Origin of the sequence: Caballeronia sp., from assembly GCF_028292365.1 — a bacterium.
GTDB lineage: Bacteria > Pseudomonadota > Gammaproteobacteria > Burkholderiales > Burkholderiaceae > Caballeronia.
This window is the reverse complement of sequence record NZ_JAQGMM010000191.1, coordinates 1-18,540: the sequence shown is the minus strand read 5'-3', so window position 1 is coordinate 18,540 and position 18,540 is coordinate 1. Positions and strand designations below refer to the sequence as shown.

Here is an 18,540-nt window from a genome sequence, read left to right as displayed (position 1 = left end):
CAGGCACAGAGACCATGCTGCTTTCGTTGGCGCGAGACACCGAGTCTTCTTTCTTTGAAAGATCGACGCACTTTGATCAAACGGCTCTTGTGGTTCCTTGAAGTCGCGCTTGTATCGCTTCGTCGTTATCCGCAATCGTCGCAGTGGACACACTACGAGCCATGCGCATATTAGCGAAACGGCTGTCACGCATTCACTATAACTCGCGGCAAAAAAGGGATTCCGGTGACTTACCCAACCGATATCAAAGATGTCGAGACAATTGATCGCGGCACGCGAGTGCGCGCGCTATTGGCTAGCGGGATCGGTAGCACCATCGAATGGTACGACTTCATCCTTTACGGAACCATGGCGGCGATCGTTTTCGGTCCCTTGTTCTTCCCCGCCCGCGATCCGTCGGTCGCATTGATGCTCTCGTTCGCGTCATTTGCGCTGGCGTTCGCGATGCGCCCAATCGGCGGCATCTTCTTCAGTCATATCGGTGACAGGATCGGCCGCAAGAAAACGCTAGTCATGACGCTCTCGCTCATGGGCGGCAGCACTATGGCTATGGGTCTTTTGCCCGATTACAACGCCATCGGAGTCTGGGCTCCTATCCTTTTGACAGTACTGCGCGTCATTCAGGGAGTCGCGCTCGGGGGTGAATGGGGCGGAGGCGTCCTGCTGGCGGTGGAGTACGCGCCCAAGAAATACCGAGGCCTTTTCGGCGCGGTCCCGCAGGTCGGAACCATGCTGGGCCTGGCTCTTGGTTCGTTGGCAGCATCGGGGGCGAGCGCGATCTTCTCGAAAGAGGATTTCCTCAGGGTCGGCTGGCGGATTCCGTTCGTTCTTTCCTTCGTCCTGGTCATCATCGCTTTTTGGATTCGCAGCACGGTCGATGAGACTCCGTCCTTCAAGAAGGTCCTTGCGAACGAGAGCGCGAGCAAGGCGCCGCTGCTGGAAACCGTCAAGTTCCACTGGCGAGCAGTGCTGATGACCATCGGCGCGAAGTTCATCGAAACCTCGGTCTTCTATACCTTCGCAGTATTTTCGATTTCCTATACCATCGGCCTCGGCTTCAAGCGGACCGATACGCTAAATGCGGTGTTGGTTGCCTCGCTCTTATCTGCTCCGATGGTCCTCTTCAGCGCGTGGATCTCCGACCGAATCGGGCGGAAAAAGACTTATATTATCGGCGCCCTCGCTAGTATGGTCTTCGTTCTACCTTTCTTCTGGCTCGTTCATCAAGGATCGGTCGTGTTGCTGTACCTGGCCGTCGTCGTGGGCTTCGCTGTCATCTATCCCATGGTCGGTGCTGTAATGGGTCCGTTGTTTGCCGAGAATTTCCCGCCGGAAGTTCGATACACAGGTATCTCGCTGGGTTACCAGCTCGGAACCGCACTGGTTGGCGGTCCACTGCCACTTATCGCTACCGCGCTCCTGGTTGCCTTCAACGGTTCCTATTTCCCGATCGCCCTTTTCGTAGGTCTCTGCGGCATCATTTCCCTGATTGCCATCTCGTTCGCCAAGGAGGGCCGCGGCCAGGATCTCGACGCCGGGAGGACCGTTCCCCCATCGGGGGTAGGGCCTGCGCTCTACGCCGCAGAACGCCCGCCACGCCTCACGAACCCAATATCCGATAACGGATGAGGTATGCCTCAAGCTACGGGAATCTGGATGACCGACATTGGGGGGCGAGGGTGATCGCGTGGAACGGGCTGTCGCATCGTCGCTGGACCGGGCGCAAGCCCTGGAACTCCGCGCGCAAACTACCCACGCCACCGATGTCCCGGCCACGACCTCGATCCCCGCGATGTTCACGCATAGAGAGACCCGGGCGTAACACACCCGGGCCTGGTACACAAAGACCCTCTCTCACCCCTTTTTGCAAGGTTAATACAGTCATGCCGACTATCAATGCATCTGCGGCACTTCGCCGGTTCCGAGTCCTCGACCTCTCTCGCGTGCGAGCGGGCCCCACATGCGTCCGTATACTCGCCGACTTTGGTGCGGACGTTATCCGTATCGAACCACCACCCGGCGTCGATCCTAACGAGGCGATGTTTGCGGCAGACCGTTGGGGAGGTGATTTTCAAAACCTGAATCGCAACAAGCGTTCGCTCACGCTCAATCTGAAGAAGCCCGAAGGGCTTCGGGTCTTCAAGCGGCTGGTCGAGAACGCCGACGTCGTCGTGGAAAACTGGCGGCCCGACGTAAAAAACCGTCTGGGCGTCGATTATGAATCGTTGCGTGAGATCAACCCGCGCATCATCCTCGCGAGTATCTCGGGCTTTGGGCAGACTGGGCCTTACGCGAAGCGACCAGGGTTCGATCAGATCATTCAGGGCATGGGCGGGCTCATGTCGGTGACGGGCAAGCCCGGGCAAGGCCCGCTGCGGGCAGGTTTAGCCGTGGCCGACTCGAGCACAGGCCTATACGCGGCAATCGGAATTTTGACAGCTTTGCTTGAGCGCGAAGTATCAGGCGTGGGCCAGTGGGTCCATGCATCGCTGCTCCACTCGCAGATCGCCATGATGGACTTCCAGGCGGCTCGCTATTTGAATGATGGCGACTTTCCTCGGCAGGAAGGAAATGACCACCCGACCAGCAGTCCCATGGGCCTCTTCAAAGCCAGCAACGGCATGTTCAATCTTGGCGCATCCGGAGAGGGCAACTGGAAGCGGCTTTGTGAAGCACTCGACGTGGCACAGTGGCTCAAGGACCCTGACTTCGAAACTGAGAAGCTTCGAGTTATCCATCGTGAGCGGCTTACCCAACTGCTGCAGTCAAAGTTTGAGACCAAGCCGGTCGGGCACTGGGTTGAGCTTCTGAACGCCGCCGGCGTACCCGCCGGCCCCGTCTACAACGTCGCGGAGATGTTTGAAGACGAACAGGTCCGTCACCTGGGCGTCGCGCGCACCTGCGACGCGTGGCAAGGCGGTCAACGAACGATAGTCACTCAACCTATCACGCTCGGACGCACCCCTGCAGACATCGCCCGCACTGCACCAGGCTGGGGCGAGCACACTGACGAGCTTTTGCGTGAGGTGGGCTGCGACGAAACGGAAATCGCGCACCTTCATGATGCCGGTGTTGTTTAAGCAACCAGAGGCGAGACTAGCATGACTACAAACACGACCTCTGCCGGGCGACTCGCGATAAGCGATTCTGGCACCACACTACACATAGGCATCGATAACCCGGCGCGCTTCAATGCCATGTCCCTTTCCATGTGGGAGGCGATGGCCGACGCGGTTCAAAGCGCGCAGTCCAGAACGGACCTGCGCGCCATCGTCCTCGAAGGCAAAGGCGATCGAGCCTTCGTCTCCGGGGCGGATATCTCGGAGTTCGCGGAGCGTCGCAGCGACACGAACGGTATAGCGCGCTATGACAAGGCTGTCGCCAACGCCCAGCAGGCGCTGTCTACAAGCTCCATTCCCACCATCGCCCTCGTTCGGGGCGTCTGTATGGGAGGGGGACTCGGACTGGCGCTTGCGTGCGATCTCCGATACTGCAGTGAAAGCGCCCGTTTCAGAATGCCCGCCGGGCGCTTAGGGCTAGGTTACTCACTCGTGGGCGTTCGCCGCATGCGCGAGATCCTAGGGGCGGCTCGGACGACTGACCTATTTTTGACCGCGCGCATGTTCGACGGCCTGGACGCTGGACGCATCGGGCTAGTACATGAAGTCTTCAAAGACACCGAGTTCGCTGCCAAAAGTGCCGAACGCGTCGATACCGTTGCCTCCAATGCGCCCTTGACTCTCCGAGCTGCTAGGTTGGCGCTTCGACATCTCGATGGCGATCCAGGTGTTTCGGAGCAATCCGTCGACGACGCTGTGCGCGCCTGCTTCGACAGTGAGGATTACCGGGAGGGACAGGCAGCATTCAGAGAAAAGCGCAAACCTCAATTTCGGGCGCGCTAGGCAACCAGCCGGACCAACGCTACCTGAGATATCGGCCAGCGCGGACCCTGGACCGCCGACATACCTATACCTGAAATCTATGCAACCTCGCGCTCCACTCCTGAACCGATCTCAGTAGACGAATTTTGTTCGCGCGGAGCGCCCCGCATGACCCATCGCCTATTCACGCAGCTCCCTGTATGAACACGCGCCTCGTCGGAGGCGAGCATCATCGAATCGCGTACGCGTGACTTACACCGGAACATGCGTTCACCGCCTTCACTCAGAGAGATGGCAGTTTTATTGGAAAGGAGAAAATATGTCTATCGCAAAGACGGATGACGGAGTCAACCTGCATTACGAAATAACCGGAAGCGGAACCCCTATCATCTTCGTGCACGAATTCGCGGGTGACATGCGCAGTTGGGAAGGTCAAGTCCGCCACTTCGGGCGGTGGTACTCATGCGTTACGTTTAATGCGCGCGGCTATCCGCCGTCTGATGTACCCGCCGATCCAAACATGTATTCGCAGGCGCGCGCGGTCGAGGATGTTATTGCTGTAATGGATCACGCCGGGATCGACCGTGCGCACATCGTTGGTCTCTCGATGGGCGGCTTCGCAGTACTGCATCTCGGCCTGTCCTACCCAGATCGCGCCATGTCACTATGCGTCGCCGGGGCTGGCTACGGGGCAGAGCCCGGGCGTAAAACGCTTTTTCAGAAGGAATCCGAGACAACCGCCGCGTTCCTTTCCGCCAACAGCATGGAGGCTTTTGCTGCCAAATACTCTGTTGGGCCGGCGCGTCTACCCTTCAAGGCTAGCGACCCACGCGGCTTCGCAGAATTTCAACAGCAATTGGCGGAGCATTCGGCCTTGGGATTGGCCAACACGCAGTTGGGCGTGCAAAGACTTCGGCCGTCTCTGTATGACTTGAAAGATGACTTGTCCAAGTTGACCGTCCCGACGTTGATATTGAACGGTGACGTGGATACGTCCTGTCTTGAGCCCGGTCTAATGTTAAAGGCTGCGATTCCGTCAGCTGCCTTGAGCGTTGTTCCAAACTGCGGGCATACCATCAACCTGGAAGCCGCCGACGAGTTCAATCGCATCGTGGGCGAATTTATCGTTCAGGCAGAGAGCGGCCGTTGGCCTGTGCGGCGATCCACGAATCGAAGCGACACCATTACCGGTATGGTGTTGTGAGGGGGGCGTGGCTTCGTGGGCGCCAAGACCGGTCCATGAGGAGTTCGAAAGAGATCGTACGCCGTTTTCAAGTCCTCCTCCAAAAATTAGACAGGGTTAACAATGAATGAATTAGACATACGCAGGCGCATCGACCGACGCGGCTGGGGGCCTTTCTTCAACAAGTTGTGGGTGGCGGGTGGCCTGGGCTGGATGGCCGATGCGATGAATATCGCGGCTCTCGGACTTGTTTTGCCGCTGATTCTATCTGACCTGGGTCTGTCCCGCGCCGAGGGCGGTAGCATAGCCAGCGCCACCTTCCTGGGCTTCATGGTCGGCTCGATCCTAACCGGCAGGCTCGCCGACATCCTTGGCCGCCGCACGCTGCTTATCGCGAACATCGTGCTGTTCAGCGCGGCCGCGGTGGGCGCTGGATTCTCGCACAGCTACTGGGCACTCATCGCCATGCGCTTCGTCCAGGGCGTGGGCATGGGCGGCGAGTTCCCGATTATCGGGACCTACCTGAATGAACTGAGTCCACGCCGCTATCGCGACAGGCTGGTGGGGCTGACCTCGGCATTCTTCGCCTATGCTTTCGCGCTCATACCGTTGATAGGGCTGTTCGTTGTCCCGGCGCTCGGATGGCGCGGCCTCTTTTGGTCGTTGGTCATTCCGGTCCTGTTTGCCATCTGGACGCGTCGGGCGCTGCCGGAGTCGCCCATCTTCCTGGCGCGCATGGGCAAGTTCAAGGAGGCGGAAGCCGCATTGGCCACCATCGAAGCCGGCACGTCGGAGAAGGCGGACGATGCGGCCGACGCCGCGACCGTGACCCAAGTCCCGAAGATCCAGAAGATCATGTCGGCGCGCACGGCGCTTTTGATCCCGCTGTGGCTGCTGACCTTCTTCTGCCAATATGGATTTGCCAGCTGGACTCCGACGGCCATCATGCAGGCGGATTCGAACATCTCCTCCAGCTACATCCTGACCTCGATCCTGTTCTCGGGGATGATCGTGGGCTACCTGGCCGCGGCTTTCGGCGCCTCCAAGCTCAACCCGCGCCTTTTCCTGATACTTTCCTTCCTCGAATTCGGGCTGGCGCTCGTACTCTTTGGCCTGTCGTCCAATATTGTCTTCATGGTGATCTTCGGCTGGTTCGCCGCGGCCGGTTACGGGTTGACCACGATCTCCGCGTACTCCTACACCCCCGCCCAGTTCGCGACCGGCATACGCGGTACGGGCATGGGCCTGGTTACCGGGATCGGGCGCATCGGCGCCATCGTCGGCCCCATGATCGCCGGCTGGCTCAATCCCGTTGGCGGCCTGGGCTCGTCGTTCATTGTCTTCGGCGCGGCATCGATGCTCGCCGTGGTGGTCATCATGATCCTGGAACGTCGACCGGTTTCGGACCGGCAACTGAATGTGGAGCGGGCATGAGTGAGGGTATTACCGGGCGCGGCCTGCCCAAGGTCGCGGTCAGGGGCGCTGGAGGAACGATCAGCACTCGAAGCAACCTCGGGCCGCTGGACCTGGTGAATTGCATGGTCGACGGCACGACACTGCACGTCGAGGACTTGATCCGTGCCGCGCCACGGGTGCACGAGGTCGCTGAGGTGCTGCCGGTCAGGTTCCGCGCGGTATCGTCGACGTCGATCGCATTGGACGAACGGAAGGCGATGGCCCTGGCGATCGACCCGGTGGTCGCTGGGCACCCGGACTTGGCGGCCATCTGTCATCCTGCATGGAACCGCGGCCATGGAAGAAACCGCGTACATGCTGCACCTGACTCTCAAGGTACACGTGCCCGTGGAAATGGAGGGCTCGCAGCGCCCGCTCAGCGCGTTGTCTTCCGACGGGCCGATGAACCTCTGCTCAATGCATTGCGGGTGGCGAGCGACGCCCAATCCTGGGCCATGGGGGTACTCGCATGCCTGGACGACGAGATCCATGCGGCACGCGAAGTCACGAAGACGTCGACCTCGCGCCTGAACGCATTCCAGTCCCCACCTTCGGCTCGCTCGGGCTGCTCGATGGCGGCGAAGTCCACTACTATCGCCGCCCGCTGCGCCGCAGCGGCACCGAAAGTGAATTCGATATCCGCAACCTGGAGCAGCTTCCCCGTGTGGACATCGCGTATGCGTACGCGGGAGACGACGGCACCGTGATCCGCGCCCTGACCGCGGCGCGCGCCCAGGGCATCGTGATCGCCTCGTTTCCTGGCGGCCGGCTTTCGGCGCCCAAGCGGCGGCATGCCGAAAAGCAAGGGAAGCTGGCGCGTCGATCGCCCTGTCCACGCGGGTGGCTCGGGGGCAGGCGATGCAGGACACCAAGCTCAAGGCGATGGGCCTGGTCGCCGCGGACACCCTGAATCGCAGAAGGGGCGCGTATTGCTCTCCCTCGCGCTGACGCAAACGAACCAGATCGAGCAACTCGATCGTATGTTCGCCACTAATTGAAAGCAGGATAGCGGCATGCGGCACAAACACCCCTTTTCAGTGAATCAATACCTGTGTCCACCGGGCATGTCCCCGGCGGATTTCCTCGACATGGTCGCCCGCTTCGGATTCCAGGGTGTGGGCGTGACGCAGCAATGCCTCGAAGCCCTTCCCGCGGCGGACATCGCGCGCGAACTCGCGGCGCACAACCTGGCCTTGACCTCCGTGAATTCGGCCGGCTTCTTCCTTCAAGAGGGCGAGGCCGCCATACAGCAGGACAAGCGCAACCGCTGGTTTCTCCAGCAGGCACGCGAACTGGAACATGCGAGGCTGAATGTCATCGTCGGGGGGAGCGCCACCCTGTCTCTGAGCGCGGCGCGCGACCTAGCGGCCACCCGGCTAAGAGCGTTTGCCCGCGAAGCCGCTGAGGCGGGTGTTCAACTGATGCTGGAGCCGCTGCATCATTTGAACGCACGCACCAAGAGCTGCTTCAACAGCATTTCCCAGATTCGGCCCCTGTTCGATGCCTTGCCCGAACTTACGCTGAATGCCGACCTGTATCACCTGTGGTGGGATCCGGACCTGGACCGGCTGTTGCACGGCGACCTGCTCCCGCTCGGCCTGCTGCAGATTTGCGATGTGGGAATTCCGGAGGGGGAAACCGTTCCGCGCCGGGTGCCCCTGGGCGAGGGCTTCATTTCCTGGAGCGAGTATGTCCATGCAACGCGCCAGGCCTTCCCCGGCATCCCGATCGAGCTGGAGCTGTTCATCGATCAGCTTCCGGGTCGCGATCCCGTAAACATTTTGACGTCCAGTGCCGCGGCGCTGGCAGACTTTTTGGAGAATTGAATGGCAACCGCACGAACCGACGATGGCGTGGACCTGTACTACGAAGAGACAGGACAGGGCGTGCCTATCGTATTTGTCCACGAATTTGCGGGGGACATGGGCAGTTGGGAATACCAGGTCCGTCACTTCGGCAAACGCTATCGTTGCATAACGTTCAATGCCCGTGGCTACCCGCCCTCCTCCGTTCCGACCGACGTCGCGGCGTACTCTCAGACACGCGCATACAAGGACATCGTTGCCGTGATGGACAGCGCTGGCATCGAACGCGCGCACATCGTCGGCTTGTCTATGGGTGGCTTCGCCGCACTCCACCTGGGCCTGCATCATCCGGAACGGGCGCGGTCGCTTTGCGTGGCGGGAGCGGGCTACGGCGCGGAGCCGGAACATCAACCCCTGTTCCGGCATGAATCGGAAATCGCCGCCGCTTTCCTGCTTCAACAAGGCATGGAAGCCTTCGCCGAAAAATACGCCCTCGGCCCCACAAGGTTGCCCTTCAAGAATTCAGACCCGCGCGGATTCGAGGAATTCAAGCGCAACCTGGCCCGGCACTCCGCTCTCGGATCGGCGAATACCCAGCTGGGCGTGCAACGCGACCGGCCCTCGCTGTACTCGCTGACCGACGCGCTCAAGAACCTGAACGTGCCAACCCTCGTCATGGTCGGCGACGAGGACCGTCCCTGCCTGGCGCCAGGCTTGATGCTCAATGCGACGATACCCACCGCCGCGTTAAGTGTGATCCCGAACTGCGGGCACACCATCAATCTAGAAGCGGCCGAGGAGTTCGATCGCGTCTTGAACGACTTCCTGGCGCATGCCGATAGCGGCCGCTGGCCGCGACATGAATGGGATGCGGGTGGCGACAGCATCACCGGCATGTCGTCCCAAGCTTCGGGAGCGCGGCAATGACGGTACTGATCACGGGCGGCGCAGGATTCGTCGGGCTGAACATCGCCGAGCACCTGCTCGGTGCCGGCGAATCGGTCGTGCTATACGGACTCGAGGCGCCTCCTGCAATGGCCCTGAGCGTTTTCGACAAGCTGTCCAGCAGGCTGTCCGTGCAGGTGGGCGACATCCGCGACGGCGCGCTGTTGCGCGAGACCATGCGGCAGCACGAGGTCGACGCCGTTGTCCACGGCGCAGCCATTACGGCCAGTCTGGCGCGGGAGGCGACCCAGGCGTCCCTGATCGCGGCGGTGAACCTGGGCGGCACCATCGAATTGCTGGAGGCGGCGTTGCAGCAAGGCGTGCGCCGCATCGTCCAGCTCGGTACCGGTTCGGTGTTTGGCGCCAGCGTCAAGCAGGGTGGGCTGCTGGACGAAGAGACGGATGTGCCCCAACCCGATTCGCTCTACGGCATTACCAAATACGCTGCGGAGCGAACCGCAATGCGATACCGCGCGACACGGGGCCTCGACGTCGTTGTCGGCCGCGTCGGGGTTGCCTTCGGCCGCTGGGAGTATGACACCTCGGTCCGCGACACCTTGAGCATTCCGCTCGCCCTGGCGGTGCTCGCGGAATCGGGTGGGCATGCGGCGTTCTGCGACCAGATCCCGAACGATTGGGTGTATGCCTCGGATGTCGCCGATGCGGTCGGCCGCTTGTTGCGAACGCGCTCCACGCTGCGCCCCGTGTACCAGATCGCAACCGGCCGGCGCTGGTCCGCGCCAGGCTGGTGTGAACGGCTGCGTGCGGCCTACCCCGCCTTCAGCTACAAGATCGTGAAGGATGTCGCCGATGCGAACGTCGGCCGGCAGATTCCAGTTCCGCGGCCTCCCTTCTCTATCGCCAGGCTGCAGGCTGATACGGACTATAAGCCACGCTTTGACGAGGCGCGCGCATTCGACAACTACCTGGCCTGGCGCAGGGAATCCGCGTCGCGATTCGAACCCCAACGCAAGTCCTAATCATGGATCAACGAAACATGCATGCACCGAATTTTCGCGTGGATGGGAAGGTCGCGATAGTCACCGGCGCGGGCCAGGGGATAGGTCGCGCGATCGCGCTGGGGCTGGCCGGTGCCGGCGCCAAGCTGGCGCTGGTGGACATCAACGCGACAGCGCTTGCGGACGTGGCGCGCGAGATCATGGAGGCCGGCGGCATGCCCCTGACCTTCGTACGCGATCTGGGGGACGTGAAGAGCATTCCTCTCCTGGTGCAAGAGGTCGCCCGGCAGTTGGGGACGGTCGATATCCTCGTGAACAACGCGGGGGTCCGGGTGCACAAGCGCGTTCTGGACCATACGCTGGAGGATATCGAGCGCGTCATGCAAATCAATTGCACGGTGCCATTGCTTTTGTGCCAGGCAGCCGCGGAAATCATGCGTGCGCAAGGTAGCGGGTCCATCGTGAATATCACCTCGCAGATGGCGGAAGTGACGAGTCCTTACCGCGTGGCGTACTGCGGGAGCAAGGCAGCCTTGACGCAGATGACGCGCGTCATGGCGGTGGATTGGGCCGAATATGGAATTCGGGTGAACGCCGTGGCACCTGGGCCTACCAGGACGCCGTTCACCAGCGCGGCGAGTGCTTCGGGGGCGATGCCCGTGGTTGCGGATCAGGTTCCGCTGGGGCGTGTCGGCGAGGCGGAGGAGATGGCGGGAGCGGTTTTATATCTTACGTCGTCGGCGTCGAGTTTCACGACAGGGACGGTCTTGACCGTGGATGGCGGGCAGAGCGTGCGTTGGCGGTGATCCATAGTCGATCTTGGCGCTCGGAGGTGTCAGGAATATCGTGTGCTGCATTATACCGGTTCTGATAATCATATAGCCGGCCACCTCCGCTCCATTAGACGTTGACGATGCGGCGCGGCATGGGCACGAGGGTGGAAATTCCGGTAACCGGCGCGTTCATTGAAATGGCCGACGGCGAGCATATCCTGTTTGACACCGGTCTCCTGCCGCATGATTGCGAGCAGGACAATGCCGACGGCTGCGTGTCGATGAAGCGCTTCTCTGAAATGATCGCGCGCTATGACCGGCAAGACGACATTCGTGCACGGCTGGCGGATTTGGGCCGTACGCCGGAAGATGTGAAGATGGTTATCAACAGTCATTTCCACTGGGACCACTCAGGCGGCAATCTATTGTTTCCGCACGAGCGCTTTCTGGTGCAGCGTAACGAATATCGCTTCGCGTACCAACCCGACAGCTTCGTCTCGCGGCCGTATGAGCGCGCCTACTTCGATTGCGGCATCAAGTACGAACAACTGTGCGGCGATCACATGATCAAGGCTGGTGTCGCGGTGCTAACTACGCCGGGCCACACGCCGGGGCACCAATCGCTGATGCTGAGCCTGCCGTCGGGCGCGATCATGATCATGACCGGCGACGCAGTGTTCTGCCCGGCCAACCTCGATCCCGATACGCCGCCGGGCAATGCGCACACGACCGAGCAAGCTATCGCGTCGATCGCGCGGCTGCGTCTGCTCACTGATTTTTTCGGTGGCGAATTAGTGATCTGCCACGATCCCGATTTCTGGAAGAAATGGCGGCCAGCACCGCATCGTTATACGTGAGCGCATGTCGCACCACGGCATTGTCAACAAGCTGTGAGCGAGACGGCACGAAGGCAGGTGTGACGGCCGGTCATAAAGCGGTCGCCATCGCCTCGACTACCGCTCGCAGCTGCGTCCAATCCTGACGTCGGACCAGGTCAGCCTGGCAAACCCCGTCCGAGCTACCCGAATTCCTGCCTCACACGGCGAGCGCTCATGCTTAACCCGCTTTTCCGTACCATTGCGCCTCAACCCCCTTCCGTTTCCCGACCACGCGAATCCGGGTCGCCAGGACCGCGGCGATGCCAAGGCTAGCCACCAGGAGAAGCATGCCGCTCGAGAAGGACCCGGTCTTCTCGTTGATGTAGCCGACCGTATAAGGCCCGACGAAGGCACCGAGATTGCCCAGCAAAGAGATCATGCCCATCGCGCTGCCGCGCAACTGCGGCGGGAAGTTTTCCGCGGCAATGGCCCAGAAGGGCGCGTGCGCTGCAAAGAGGAAGGTCCCGCTGAGAACCAGGAACGCGAGCGAAAGTATGTAGTTGTGCACCAGCACCGACAGCAGCAGGAAGACGCCGAGCCCGAGCAGCACGATGGCGACGACGCGGTTCTTGTACATTGTCTTGTCGGAGATCCGGCCCGCGACCAGCAGTCCGACCATTGCCGTGATATAGGGAAGCGTCGAGACGTAACTGGTATAGGTCACGCCGGCCCCCGACAGCGTCTTGATGATCGCCGGAATCCACATGAACAGACCTGTCGCGCCGATCAGCCAGAAGCCGTAAACCGCGCTCATCAATAGCACCTGCGGATTCAGGATCGCATTCTTGTAGTCTTGCGCGGAAGCCCTCCTCCCGGGTTTCTGCTGGCCGGCAAGAATATAGTCGCGCTCCTCGCGCGACAGCCACGCTGCGTCCTGCGGACGGCTGGCGGCGCTCATGTAGTAGGCGATGCCAAGAACGACGGCCGGCACGCCCTGCAGCACGAACAGCATGCGCCAATCGAAATGGCTGAGCAGCGCGCCCGACAGGGGCCCCATGACGATGAACGACAGCGGAAGGCACAGCAGCCAGACGCCGTTCGACGTGCTGCGCTCGCTCTCGGGGAACCAGCGCGCGAGAACGACGAGGATCATCGTCCAGACGCCGCCGTCGATCAGGCCCAGCAGAAACCGCAGTATCAGCAGTTCGGTGCCGTTACGCACCAAGCCGGTCGCCATCGCGACCACGCCCCATGCAATCGACAGTAGCATGATAAGGCGGTTGGCATCGAATTTCTCGACCAGAATCCCGCTCGGCACCTGAAGGATGGTATAGCCGAGGAAGAACAGGCCGCCGGCAAGGCCGCTTTGTGCCGTCCCGATGCCGAGGTCCTCGTTCATGCCGCCGATGACGGCAAAGCCGAGGTTGTTACGGTCGATAAAGTTGATGATGTACAGGCCCAGCAGGCATAGCAGAACCCGTGTCCATCGTTTGCGGGGGATTGTTTGTGTGGCGGCACTCATATGTGTCTTCTCCTCTCAAGTCTTGCTTTTGAATGTGACGCTCAATCGACTCTGTAGCGTGCAATTAGCGCCTCATCCGGATCGCAGCCCAGGCCGGGTTCCTGCGGCACGGAGGTTTTCCCGTGCTGCGGCAGGGTGAACGGACTGAACGGCGCCGTTTCCAGATTCATGTACAGCCGCTCCAGCGGCGCCTCCTGCTCCAGGCACGCGGCGATATGCAGCGACGCGAGATAGCCGGGGCCGAAATAGGCGCAATGTGGAACGATACGGACTCCGAAACTCTCGGCCACGGCATTGATCTTCAGCACCTCGGTAATGCCGCCGATCTTGGTGACGCTCGGCTGGGCGATATCGACCGCCTCGAGTCCGAACATCTTTCTGAAGTCGTGGAGACCACCGGCGTTTTCACCTGCCGACAGAGGCACGCCTTTGCCGCGCAGCCGCGCCATGGCGGCGTGATCCTCCGGCGGCCAGATCGGCTCTTCCAGCCAGTAGAGGTTGAGCGGACGCAGCCGCTCGGCCATCGCGAAAGCCTGGCCGGGCGTCCAGGGGCAATTGGTGTCGACCATCATCTCGATGTCCGGGCCGAGGACGTCGCGCGACATCTCGATAAGATCCGGGTCGACCTCGTGAAGCTTGATGTAGCGGTAGCCCTGTTCGGCCGCCAGCCGCGCGTTCTTTTCCAGTGCGCTTGCCTCGCCATAGCGCAGCAGGCTTGCATAGACCGGCACTTCCGTACGCACGGCGCCGCCGATCATGGCGTGCAGCGGCAGGCGCGCGCGCTTGCCGGCGATGTCCCAAAGCGCGATGTCCACGCCGGAGATGCCGTAGACCAGCGGACCGTTGCGTCCGAACAGATGCAGGTTGCGTTTGACCTCGGACATCAGGGCGGTTATATCGGTCGGGTCCCGGCCAATCAGCAACGGCGTGATCATGGTATCGATCACCACCTTGGTGGCAGGAGCGACAGCATGACCGAAGGCTTCGCCCCAGCCAGTGATCCCGGCGTCGGTCTGAATGCGGACCAGCAGGATGTTGAGCATGGTCGCGGGATGTCCGGCGATCGCCATGGGGCCGCCGCCGATGTCATAGGGTATCTGGAGCAGAATGGTTTCGACTGCAGTAATTTTCATGTGATGGTCATGTCACTGGAAAGAAGTCTCAGCCGGGTTCCGCCGAGGAGTGGTGATGCAGTACCTTCCAGGCGCCTTCCCTGCGCCGGAAGATGAAGGTGAAACGGGCAGCGGTCACAATCTCCCGGCCGTCCTCTATCCTTGAAAAGTGGTAGTGGCCGACGCTCAGCAAGTTGTCGTCGGAAAGGCGGACGAAATGCCGTTCGCCGTATTCCACGGTCGACGTGCCACGGAAGTAGGTGCGGATTTGCGCAATTCCGACGCGCAACAGGGCCTGCGAGGTGCCGTGCAGCAAGGCGTCTTCCGCATACATGGCGGCGGCACGTTCCGCCTCTCCGGTATTGAATGCCTCGGCCCAGGCATCGAGAAGGGACAAACCCTCCTCGATCGCTGTGTCCGAGCTCATGGGCGTCCCTCCTGCAGATGCAGAGGTGATCGAGCCCGATAGTGGCTGTTTATTCGTCACTCCCAACGCCTCCCGCGTTGCTTCTCATTGCCGCTTACAATGCGAGACACAGCCCTTAACGTCAAATGATAAAAAGGAAGGTCTCCATGAGTGATAGGTTATGAATCTCAGTATCCGAACCTTGGAACTGCTGCGGTTCGTGATCGAAACCCGCAGTGTCACCGCCGCTGCGGAGCGCCTGCACATTTCGCAGCCCGCGGTCAGCAAGACGCTGCAGCAAGCCGAGGAGCGTCTCGGCTTCCCGCTGTTCGTGCGCGAGCGCGGAAGACTTGTGCCGACGCTTGATGCGCGCCTGCTCTTGCCGGAGATCGTCCGCGCCACCGCGGCGATGGAAGCCGTCAGCCGGCTAGCCGAAGATCTGCAAAGCCTGAAAACCGGTATGGTCACGCTTGCTGCGACGCCAGTGCTGGGCAATACGGTCGTGGCGCAGGCGATCGCGGCCTTTCGCGCGCAATTTCCGGGTGTACACGTAATCATCCAGACCATGTTCAACCAGGAAGTCGTGGAGGCCGTCGCCGATCACCGTGTCGATCTCGGTATCGTCCTGACGCCGGTCGAAGACGCCCATACGCTGGCTCGCCACTTGTGCACCGCGGAACTCGTCTGCGTCCTGCCGCAGACGCACGTACTGGCCGGTCATGCGTTTGTGGGACCTCAGGAGGTCGCCCCCTTCCCGCTCATTTCTTTTAACCGCCATCAACCTATTGGCGCGCTGATCGAAGAGGCGTTTCGTGCGGCTTCCATCCGCCGCGCGATCGCCGTGGAGGTAACCCAGTCGTGGACGGCCTGCGCCCTGGTCCAGGCGGGGGCGGGCATCGCTATCATGGACGCATTCACGACCATCGCCGGCGTTCCGGCCGGACTGACGGTACGGCCGTTCAAACCGACCACGTACATCACAGGCCGGCTGATCCATTCCCTCGACAGGCCTTCGTCACGCCACGCGCAGGCATTCACCGAAGTCCTCTTCTCCGTCGTACAGGACGAAGTCGCTGCCGGACGCATCATTGCCTGAGGGTCTCATGTGCTGTTTCCAGGTCGTATGCACAGCTGATCGGTTCTGTTGCAGTAAGGCGGTCCGCCATGATGTGCGGATATGAACGACTGAAAGCTCGGTGAAGACGTTGAATACGGCGATGGCCCGAGTGCTCAAACGCCTGCATTGTCCGCTCGACGTAATCCTGATCTGCGTGCGCTGGGGTACTGTCAACTTGTTGGCCGACGTTCGGCCGAACACGCAGTACGTACGGATAGCTAACTTAAGCGGCAAGGCGCTCCGGCATCGGAGCGCGCATCACGCTTTCCCACGCCTCGAAGGCCTGGGCGCGTAGCGCCCGCTTCTGCTTTGCGTCGGCGTAGTAGCAGTGATGTATGAAGAGATTGGCGACCTGATCGGGCTCCGTCGCAATTATATCTACAGCGCGGCCCAATCTCCGGCCCTCGATTTGAGTATTTCGTTCACTAAACGAATCTCAGTGAAATTACGGTGAAGATCCATTGCGGGCAAGCGATGATGAAAAGGTTGTAATGAGATGGACCCGACGCCTCCCTTCGGGGGACACTGACAGACGTTAACCGGACGTGTGGAGGTTCATCATGGAAATCGATATTCTCGGCATCGATCTCGCCAAACAGATCTTCCAGCTCCATGGAGCCGATCGTGGCGGCCGCGTGTTACATCGAGCGAAGGTCTCGCGCGGTTCGCTGTTCGAATCCGTGCGTACGCTCAAGCCGAGGTTGGTCGTCATGGAAGCCTGCAGTTCGGCTCACCACTGGGCCCGGCGTTTCCAGTCACTGGGAACAGAAGTCCGGCTAATCAGCCCCCAATACGTCGCGCCGTTCGTCAAGACGAACAAGAACGATCGCAACGATGCAGAGGCGATCGTCGAGGCCGCGAGCCGGCCCACCATGCGCTTCGTGCCGGTCAAATCGGTCGAGCAGCAGGACATCCAGGCAGCGCATCGCATGCGTGCCATCCTGCTGCGCCACCGTACCGCGCTGATCAACCAGATGCGTGGACTTCTTGGCGAACGCGGTTTCGCGATCTCCCGGTCACCGGAAGAGTTCAAGCGTGCGGTTCCGGAACTGCTGCGCACAAGCGCCGACGAGCTCACCTCGTTTTGCCGGACGCTGCTGACCGAACTCCTTGTGCACCTGCGTGCTATCGAAGAACGCATCCACTTCATCGAGATCTCCATCCACTCATTTATGAAGCGATCGACGCTCTGCGGGAAGATTGCCCAGATACCCGGCATCGGCCCGATTACAGCGACGGCCATCGTTGCGGCAGTTGGCGACGCCCGCCAGTTCCGCAACGGCCGACATCTGGCTGCCTGGTTGGGCCTGGTGCCGCGCCAGTATTCTTCCGGCGGCAAGTCGCGCCTGTATCACATCAGCCGGCGCGGTGACACCTACCTGCGCACCTTGCTCATTCATGGCGCGCGAGCGGTGCTGCGGTTCGTGAAGACCAAGACCGATGTGCACAGCGTGTGGCTGCAGCAGCTCATAGCGCGAAGAGGATATAACTGCACCGCGGTTGCGCTGGCCAATCATAACGCGCGCGTGATCCAGGCATTACTCAGCAGTGACGCAAGCTACGTTGCGCCAGGGATCGCTGCATAGCTGACTAACTCCGGATCGACACCCGTTATCCCCACACTGGTTTGCGAAGCTTCTACAAAACGATGATGAAACTGGTTGAACCACCACTCCGAAACCTGTTTATCGCGACGGCTGCCGTTCGCGGCGAGCCGCGGTTGTGTTAAGGACGGGGTGCGCGGATCTCATCAAGGCTGCGGGCGTGCTTCGGCAATCGCCCACCGGCAAGCCGGATACATGTGTGCAGACCGTTTTGACATCGCGAAAAAGAAGCTTGCAAAAGGCGTCGGGTCCATACATGTCGCGATAAGGTCGTCAAGGCGAAACATTCCTCTATGCTAAGGATTCCTTATGCCATCAGGAAATAGAACTGAGCGGCAGCTGTTCGCGTGACACCGTCGTCCGTCATCTGGCCTTTTCTGATCATGTTCATTGTCTCAATACCTGAGAGGATAATGCGCGCACACCGGAAATCCTTGAAGCCCATCATGGCCCTGGTTCGGCGTTTGATTGCCCGGTGATCCTGCTCGACGATGTTATTCAGGTACTTGCCCTGTCGGACCCTGATGCGCGTTTCCCGCTCAGCGTTGATGGCCTGGAGGGCGGCGAGATTGGCCCCGCTTTTATCCATGGTCACGGTCTCGTCGATCTGTTTCGACTTCACGCCCGTCAGCGCAATCGGCACCGACGCGATCGTCTTTGTCGGCTGATAGCCAGGTCCGCTAAACACCGTCGATGCCAGCGCCGTGGTCGCGGCAATGTCGGTCCAGCCGATATCGGCGAAATGGACGGGCCGGCACTCGCGGCCAGGCCGAATACCTTCGGGGCCGTTGTCAAGTTGTCGAGACCACAGCGTAAAGGCGGCAGAAAGAGCATCCGTCAGAAAGCGTAAGACGGATCTTGGGCAAGCTCAGTGAATTCGCGCCAAGCGACGAACCGGGCAGCGAGCTGTTTGCGATAGAGTGAAGCGCGCAGCAGATGCCGTTTGAGCGCGAAATGTTG

18 protein-coding genes and 2 pseudogenes are annotated in these 18,540 nt (G+C 60.8%); 15 read left to right on the top strand and 5 right to left on the bottom strand.

Going from position 1 to position 18,540, the window contains the following annotated elements:
• Positions 1-225 precede the first annotated feature (225 nt).
• The 12 genes from JWR14_RS11735 (at position 226) to JWR14_RS11685 (ending at position 11,858) form a co-directional block, all read left to right on the top strand.
• A complete protein-coding gene (locus JWR14_RS11735) occupies positions 226-1,629 on the top strand; it encodes an MFS transporter (RefSeq protein ID WP_299706204.1) in 1,404 nt (467 codons plus the stop codon).
• Positions 1,630-1,883: 254 nt separating this feature from the next.
• Complete coding sequence (locus tag JWR14_RS11730) at positions 1,884-3,080, top strand: CoA transferase (RefSeq protein ID WP_299706202.1); 1,197 nt, start codon at positions 1,884-1,886, stop codon at positions 3,078-3,080.
• 21 nt (positions 3,081-3,101) lie between these two features.
• Positions 3,102-3,902, top strand: a complete 801-nt coding sequence (locus tag JWR14_RS11725; RefSeq protein WP_299706200.1) for an enoyl-CoA hydratase — start codon at positions 3,102-3,104, stop codon at positions 3,900-3,902.
• Positions 3,903-4,200: 298 nt separating this feature from the next.
• The gene (locus JWR14_RS11720) at positions 4,201-5,085 is read left to right on the top strand and encodes an alpha/beta hydrolase (RefSeq protein WP_299706197.1); all 885 of its coding nucleotides are present in this window, start codon (positions 4,201-4,203) and stop codon (positions 5,083-5,085) included.
• Positions 5,086-5,187: 102 nt separating this feature from the next.
• Positions 5,188-6,498 carry an MFS transporter gene (locus JWR14_RS11715; protein ID WP_299706194.1) on the top strand — a complete coding sequence of 437 codons (1,311 nt, stop codon included), beginning with the start codon at positions 5,188-5,190 and terminating at the stop codon, positions 6,496-6,498.
• Positions 6,499-6,816: 318 nt separating this feature from the next.
• Complete coding sequence (locus JWR14_RS38535) at positions 6,817-7,050, top strand: asparaginase domain-containing protein (protein ID WP_366144522.1); 234 nt, start codon at positions 6,817-6,819, stop codon at positions 7,048-7,050.
• Complete coding sequence (locus JWR14_RS38530) at positions 6,948-7,226, top strand: asparaginase domain-containing protein (protein WP_366144521.1); 279 nt, start codon at positions 6,948-6,950, stop codon at positions 7,224-7,226. Before JWR14_RS38535 ends, JWR14_RS38530 begins: the two co-directional genes overlap by 103 nt.
• 306 nt (positions 7,227-7,532) lie before the next feature.
• Positions 7,533-8,345: a TIM barrel protein gene (locus JWR14_RS11705; RefSeq protein WP_299706188.1), complete on the top strand. Its 813-nt coding sequence runs from the start codon at positions 7,533-7,535 to the stop codon at positions 8,343-8,345.
• The gene (locus JWR14_RS11700) at positions 8,346-9,251 is read left to right on the top strand and encodes an alpha/beta hydrolase (RefSeq protein WP_299706185.1); all 906 of its coding nucleotides are present in this window, start codon (positions 8,346-8,348) and stop codon (positions 9,249-9,251) included.
• Positions 9,248-10,249, top strand: coding sequence for an NAD(P)-dependent oxidoreductase (locus JWR14_RS11695; protein ID WP_299706182.1), 1,002 nt, complete (start codon positions 9,248-9,250; stop codon positions 10,247-10,249). The genes JWR14_RS11700 and JWR14_RS11695 overlap by 4 nt, the downstream gene beginning before the upstream one ends.
• A gap of 17 nt (positions 10,250-10,266) precedes the next feature.
• The gene (locus JWR14_RS11690; protein WP_299706179.1) at positions 10,267-11,034 is read left to right on the top strand and encodes an SDR family oxidoreductase; all 768 of its coding nucleotides are present in this window, start codon (positions 10,267-10,269) and stop codon (positions 11,032-11,034) included.
• Between the two features lie 119 nt (positions 11,035-11,153).
• Positions 11,154-11,858, top strand: a complete 705-nt coding sequence (locus tag JWR14_RS11685; protein WP_299706176.1) for an N-acyl homoserine lactonase family protein — start codon at positions 11,154-11,156, stop codon at positions 11,856-11,858.
• A gap of 199 nt (positions 11,859-12,057) precedes the next feature.
• On the opposite strand, the gene JWR14_RS11680 is transcribed toward JWR14_RS11685, so the two are convergent.
• From JWR14_RS11680 to JWR14_RS11670, 3 genes are read right to left on the bottom strand one after another with little or no spacing between them, the layout of a single operon-like run.
• Complete coding sequence (locus JWR14_RS11680) at positions 12,058-13,341, bottom strand: MFS transporter (RefSeq protein ID WP_299706173.1); 1,284 nt, start codon at positions 13,339-13,341, stop codon at positions 12,058-12,060.
• A gap of 41 nt (positions 13,342-13,382) precedes the next feature.
• Positions 13,383-14,474 carry a mandelate racemase/muconate lactonizing enzyme family protein gene (locus JWR14_RS11675; RefSeq protein WP_299706170.1) on the bottom strand — a complete coding sequence of 364 codons (1,092 nt, stop codon included), beginning with the start codon at positions 14,472-14,474 and terminating at the stop codon, positions 13,383-13,385.
• A gap of 28 nt (positions 14,475-14,502) precedes the next feature.
• Complete coding sequence (locus JWR14_RS11670; RefSeq protein WP_299706167.1) at positions 14,503-14,880, bottom strand: SgcJ/EcaC family oxidoreductase; 378 nt, start codon at positions 14,878-14,880, stop codon at positions 14,503-14,505.
• 160 nt (positions 14,881-15,040) lie between these two features.
• On the opposite strand from JWR14_RS11670, the gene JWR14_RS11665 reads away from it, so the two are divergent.
• The 3 genes and pseudogenes from JWR14_RS11665 (at position 15,041) to JWR14_RS11655 (ending at position 17,562) form a co-directional block, all read left to right on the top strand.
• Positions 15,041-15,955: a LysR family transcriptional regulator gene (locus JWR14_RS11665; RefSeq protein WP_299706164.1), complete on the top strand. Its 915-nt coding sequence runs from the start codon at positions 15,041-15,043 to the stop codon at positions 15,953-15,955.
• A gap of 100 nt (positions 15,956-16,055) precedes the next feature.
• Positions 16,056-16,139, top strand: a pseudogene (locus tag JWR14_RS11660) (IS6 family transposase); the annotation flags it as partial.
• Positions 16,140-16,536: 397 nt separating this feature from the next.
• On the top strand, positions 16,537-17,562 hold the full coding sequence (locus JWR14_RS11655; RefSeq protein WP_299706161.1) for an IS110 family transposase: 1,026 nt from the start codon (positions 16,537-16,539) through the stop codon (positions 17,560-17,562).
• 325 nt (positions 17,563-17,887) lie between these two features.
• Here the strand turns inward: JWR14_RS11655 and JWR14_RS11650 are convergent, their stop codons facing one another.
• Both JWR14_RS11650 and JWR14_RS11645 read right to left on the bottom strand, forming a co-directional pair.
• Positions 17,888-18,232: a DDE-type integrase/transposase/recombinase gene (locus tag JWR14_RS11650; RefSeq protein WP_299706207.1), complete on the bottom strand. Its 345-nt coding sequence runs from the start codon at positions 18,230-18,232 to the stop codon at positions 17,888-17,890.
• 185 nt (positions 18,233-18,417) lie between these two features.
• Positions 18,418-18,540, bottom strand: a pseudogene (locus tag JWR14_RS11645) (IS6 family transposase); the annotation flags it as partial.

Coding starts and splice junctions, on each gene's coding strand:
- JWR14_RS11715 (WP_299706194.1), top strand. CDS start 5,188: ATGAATGAATTAGACATACGCAGGCGCATCGACCGACGCGGCTGGGGG.
- JWR14_RS11665 (WP_299706164.1), top strand. CDS start 15,041: ATGAATCTCAGTATCCGAACCTTGGAACTGCTGCGGTTCGTGATCGAA.
- JWR14_RS11700 (WP_299706185.1), top strand. CDS start 8,346: ATGGCAACCGCACGAACCGACGATGGCGTGGACCTGTACTACGAAGAG.
- JWR14_RS11725 (WP_299706200.1), top strand. CDS start 3,102: ATGACTACAAACACGACCTCTGCCGGGCGACTCGCGATAAGCGATTCT.
- JWR14_RS11705 (WP_299706188.1), top strand. CDS start 7,533: ATGCGGCACAAACACCCCTTTTCAGTGAATCAATACCTGTGTCCACCG.
- JWR14_RS11670 (WP_299706167.1), bottom strand. CDS start 14,880: ATGAGCTCGGACACAGCGATCGAGGAGGGTTTGTCCCTTCTCGATGCC.
- JWR14_RS11695 (WP_299706182.1), top strand. CDS start 9,248: ATGACGGTACTGATCACGGGCGGCGCAGGATTCGTCGGGCTGAACATC.
- JWR14_RS11685 (WP_299706176.1), top strand. CDS start 11,154: ATGGGCACGAGGGTGGAAATTCCGGTAACCGGCGCGTTCATTGAAATG.
- JWR14_RS38535 (WP_366144522.1), top strand. CDS start 6,817: ATGGAAGAAACCGCGTACATGCTGCACCTGACTCTCAAGGTACACGTG.
- JWR14_RS11655 (WP_299706161.1), top strand. CDS start 16,537: ATGGAAATCGATATTCTCGGCATCGATCTCGCCAAACAGATCTTCCAG.
- JWR14_RS11680 (WP_299706173.1), bottom strand. CDS start 13,341: ATGAGTGCCGCCACACAAACAATCCCCCGCAAACGATGGACACGGGTT.
- JWR14_RS11690 (WP_299706179.1), top strand. CDS start 10,267: ATGCATGCACCGAATTTTCGCGTGGATGGGAAGGTCGCGATAGTCACC.
- JWR14_RS11675 (WP_299706170.1), bottom strand. CDS start 14,474: ATGAAAATTACTGCAGTCGAAACCATTCTGCTCCAGATACCCTATGAC.
- JWR14_RS11730 (WP_299706202.1), top strand. CDS start 1,884: ATGCCGACTATCAATGCATCTGCGGCACTTCGCCGGTTCCGAGTCCTC.
- JWR14_RS11720 (WP_299706197.1), top strand. CDS start 4,201: ATGTCTATCGCAAAGACGGATGACGGAGTCAACCTGCATTACGAAATA.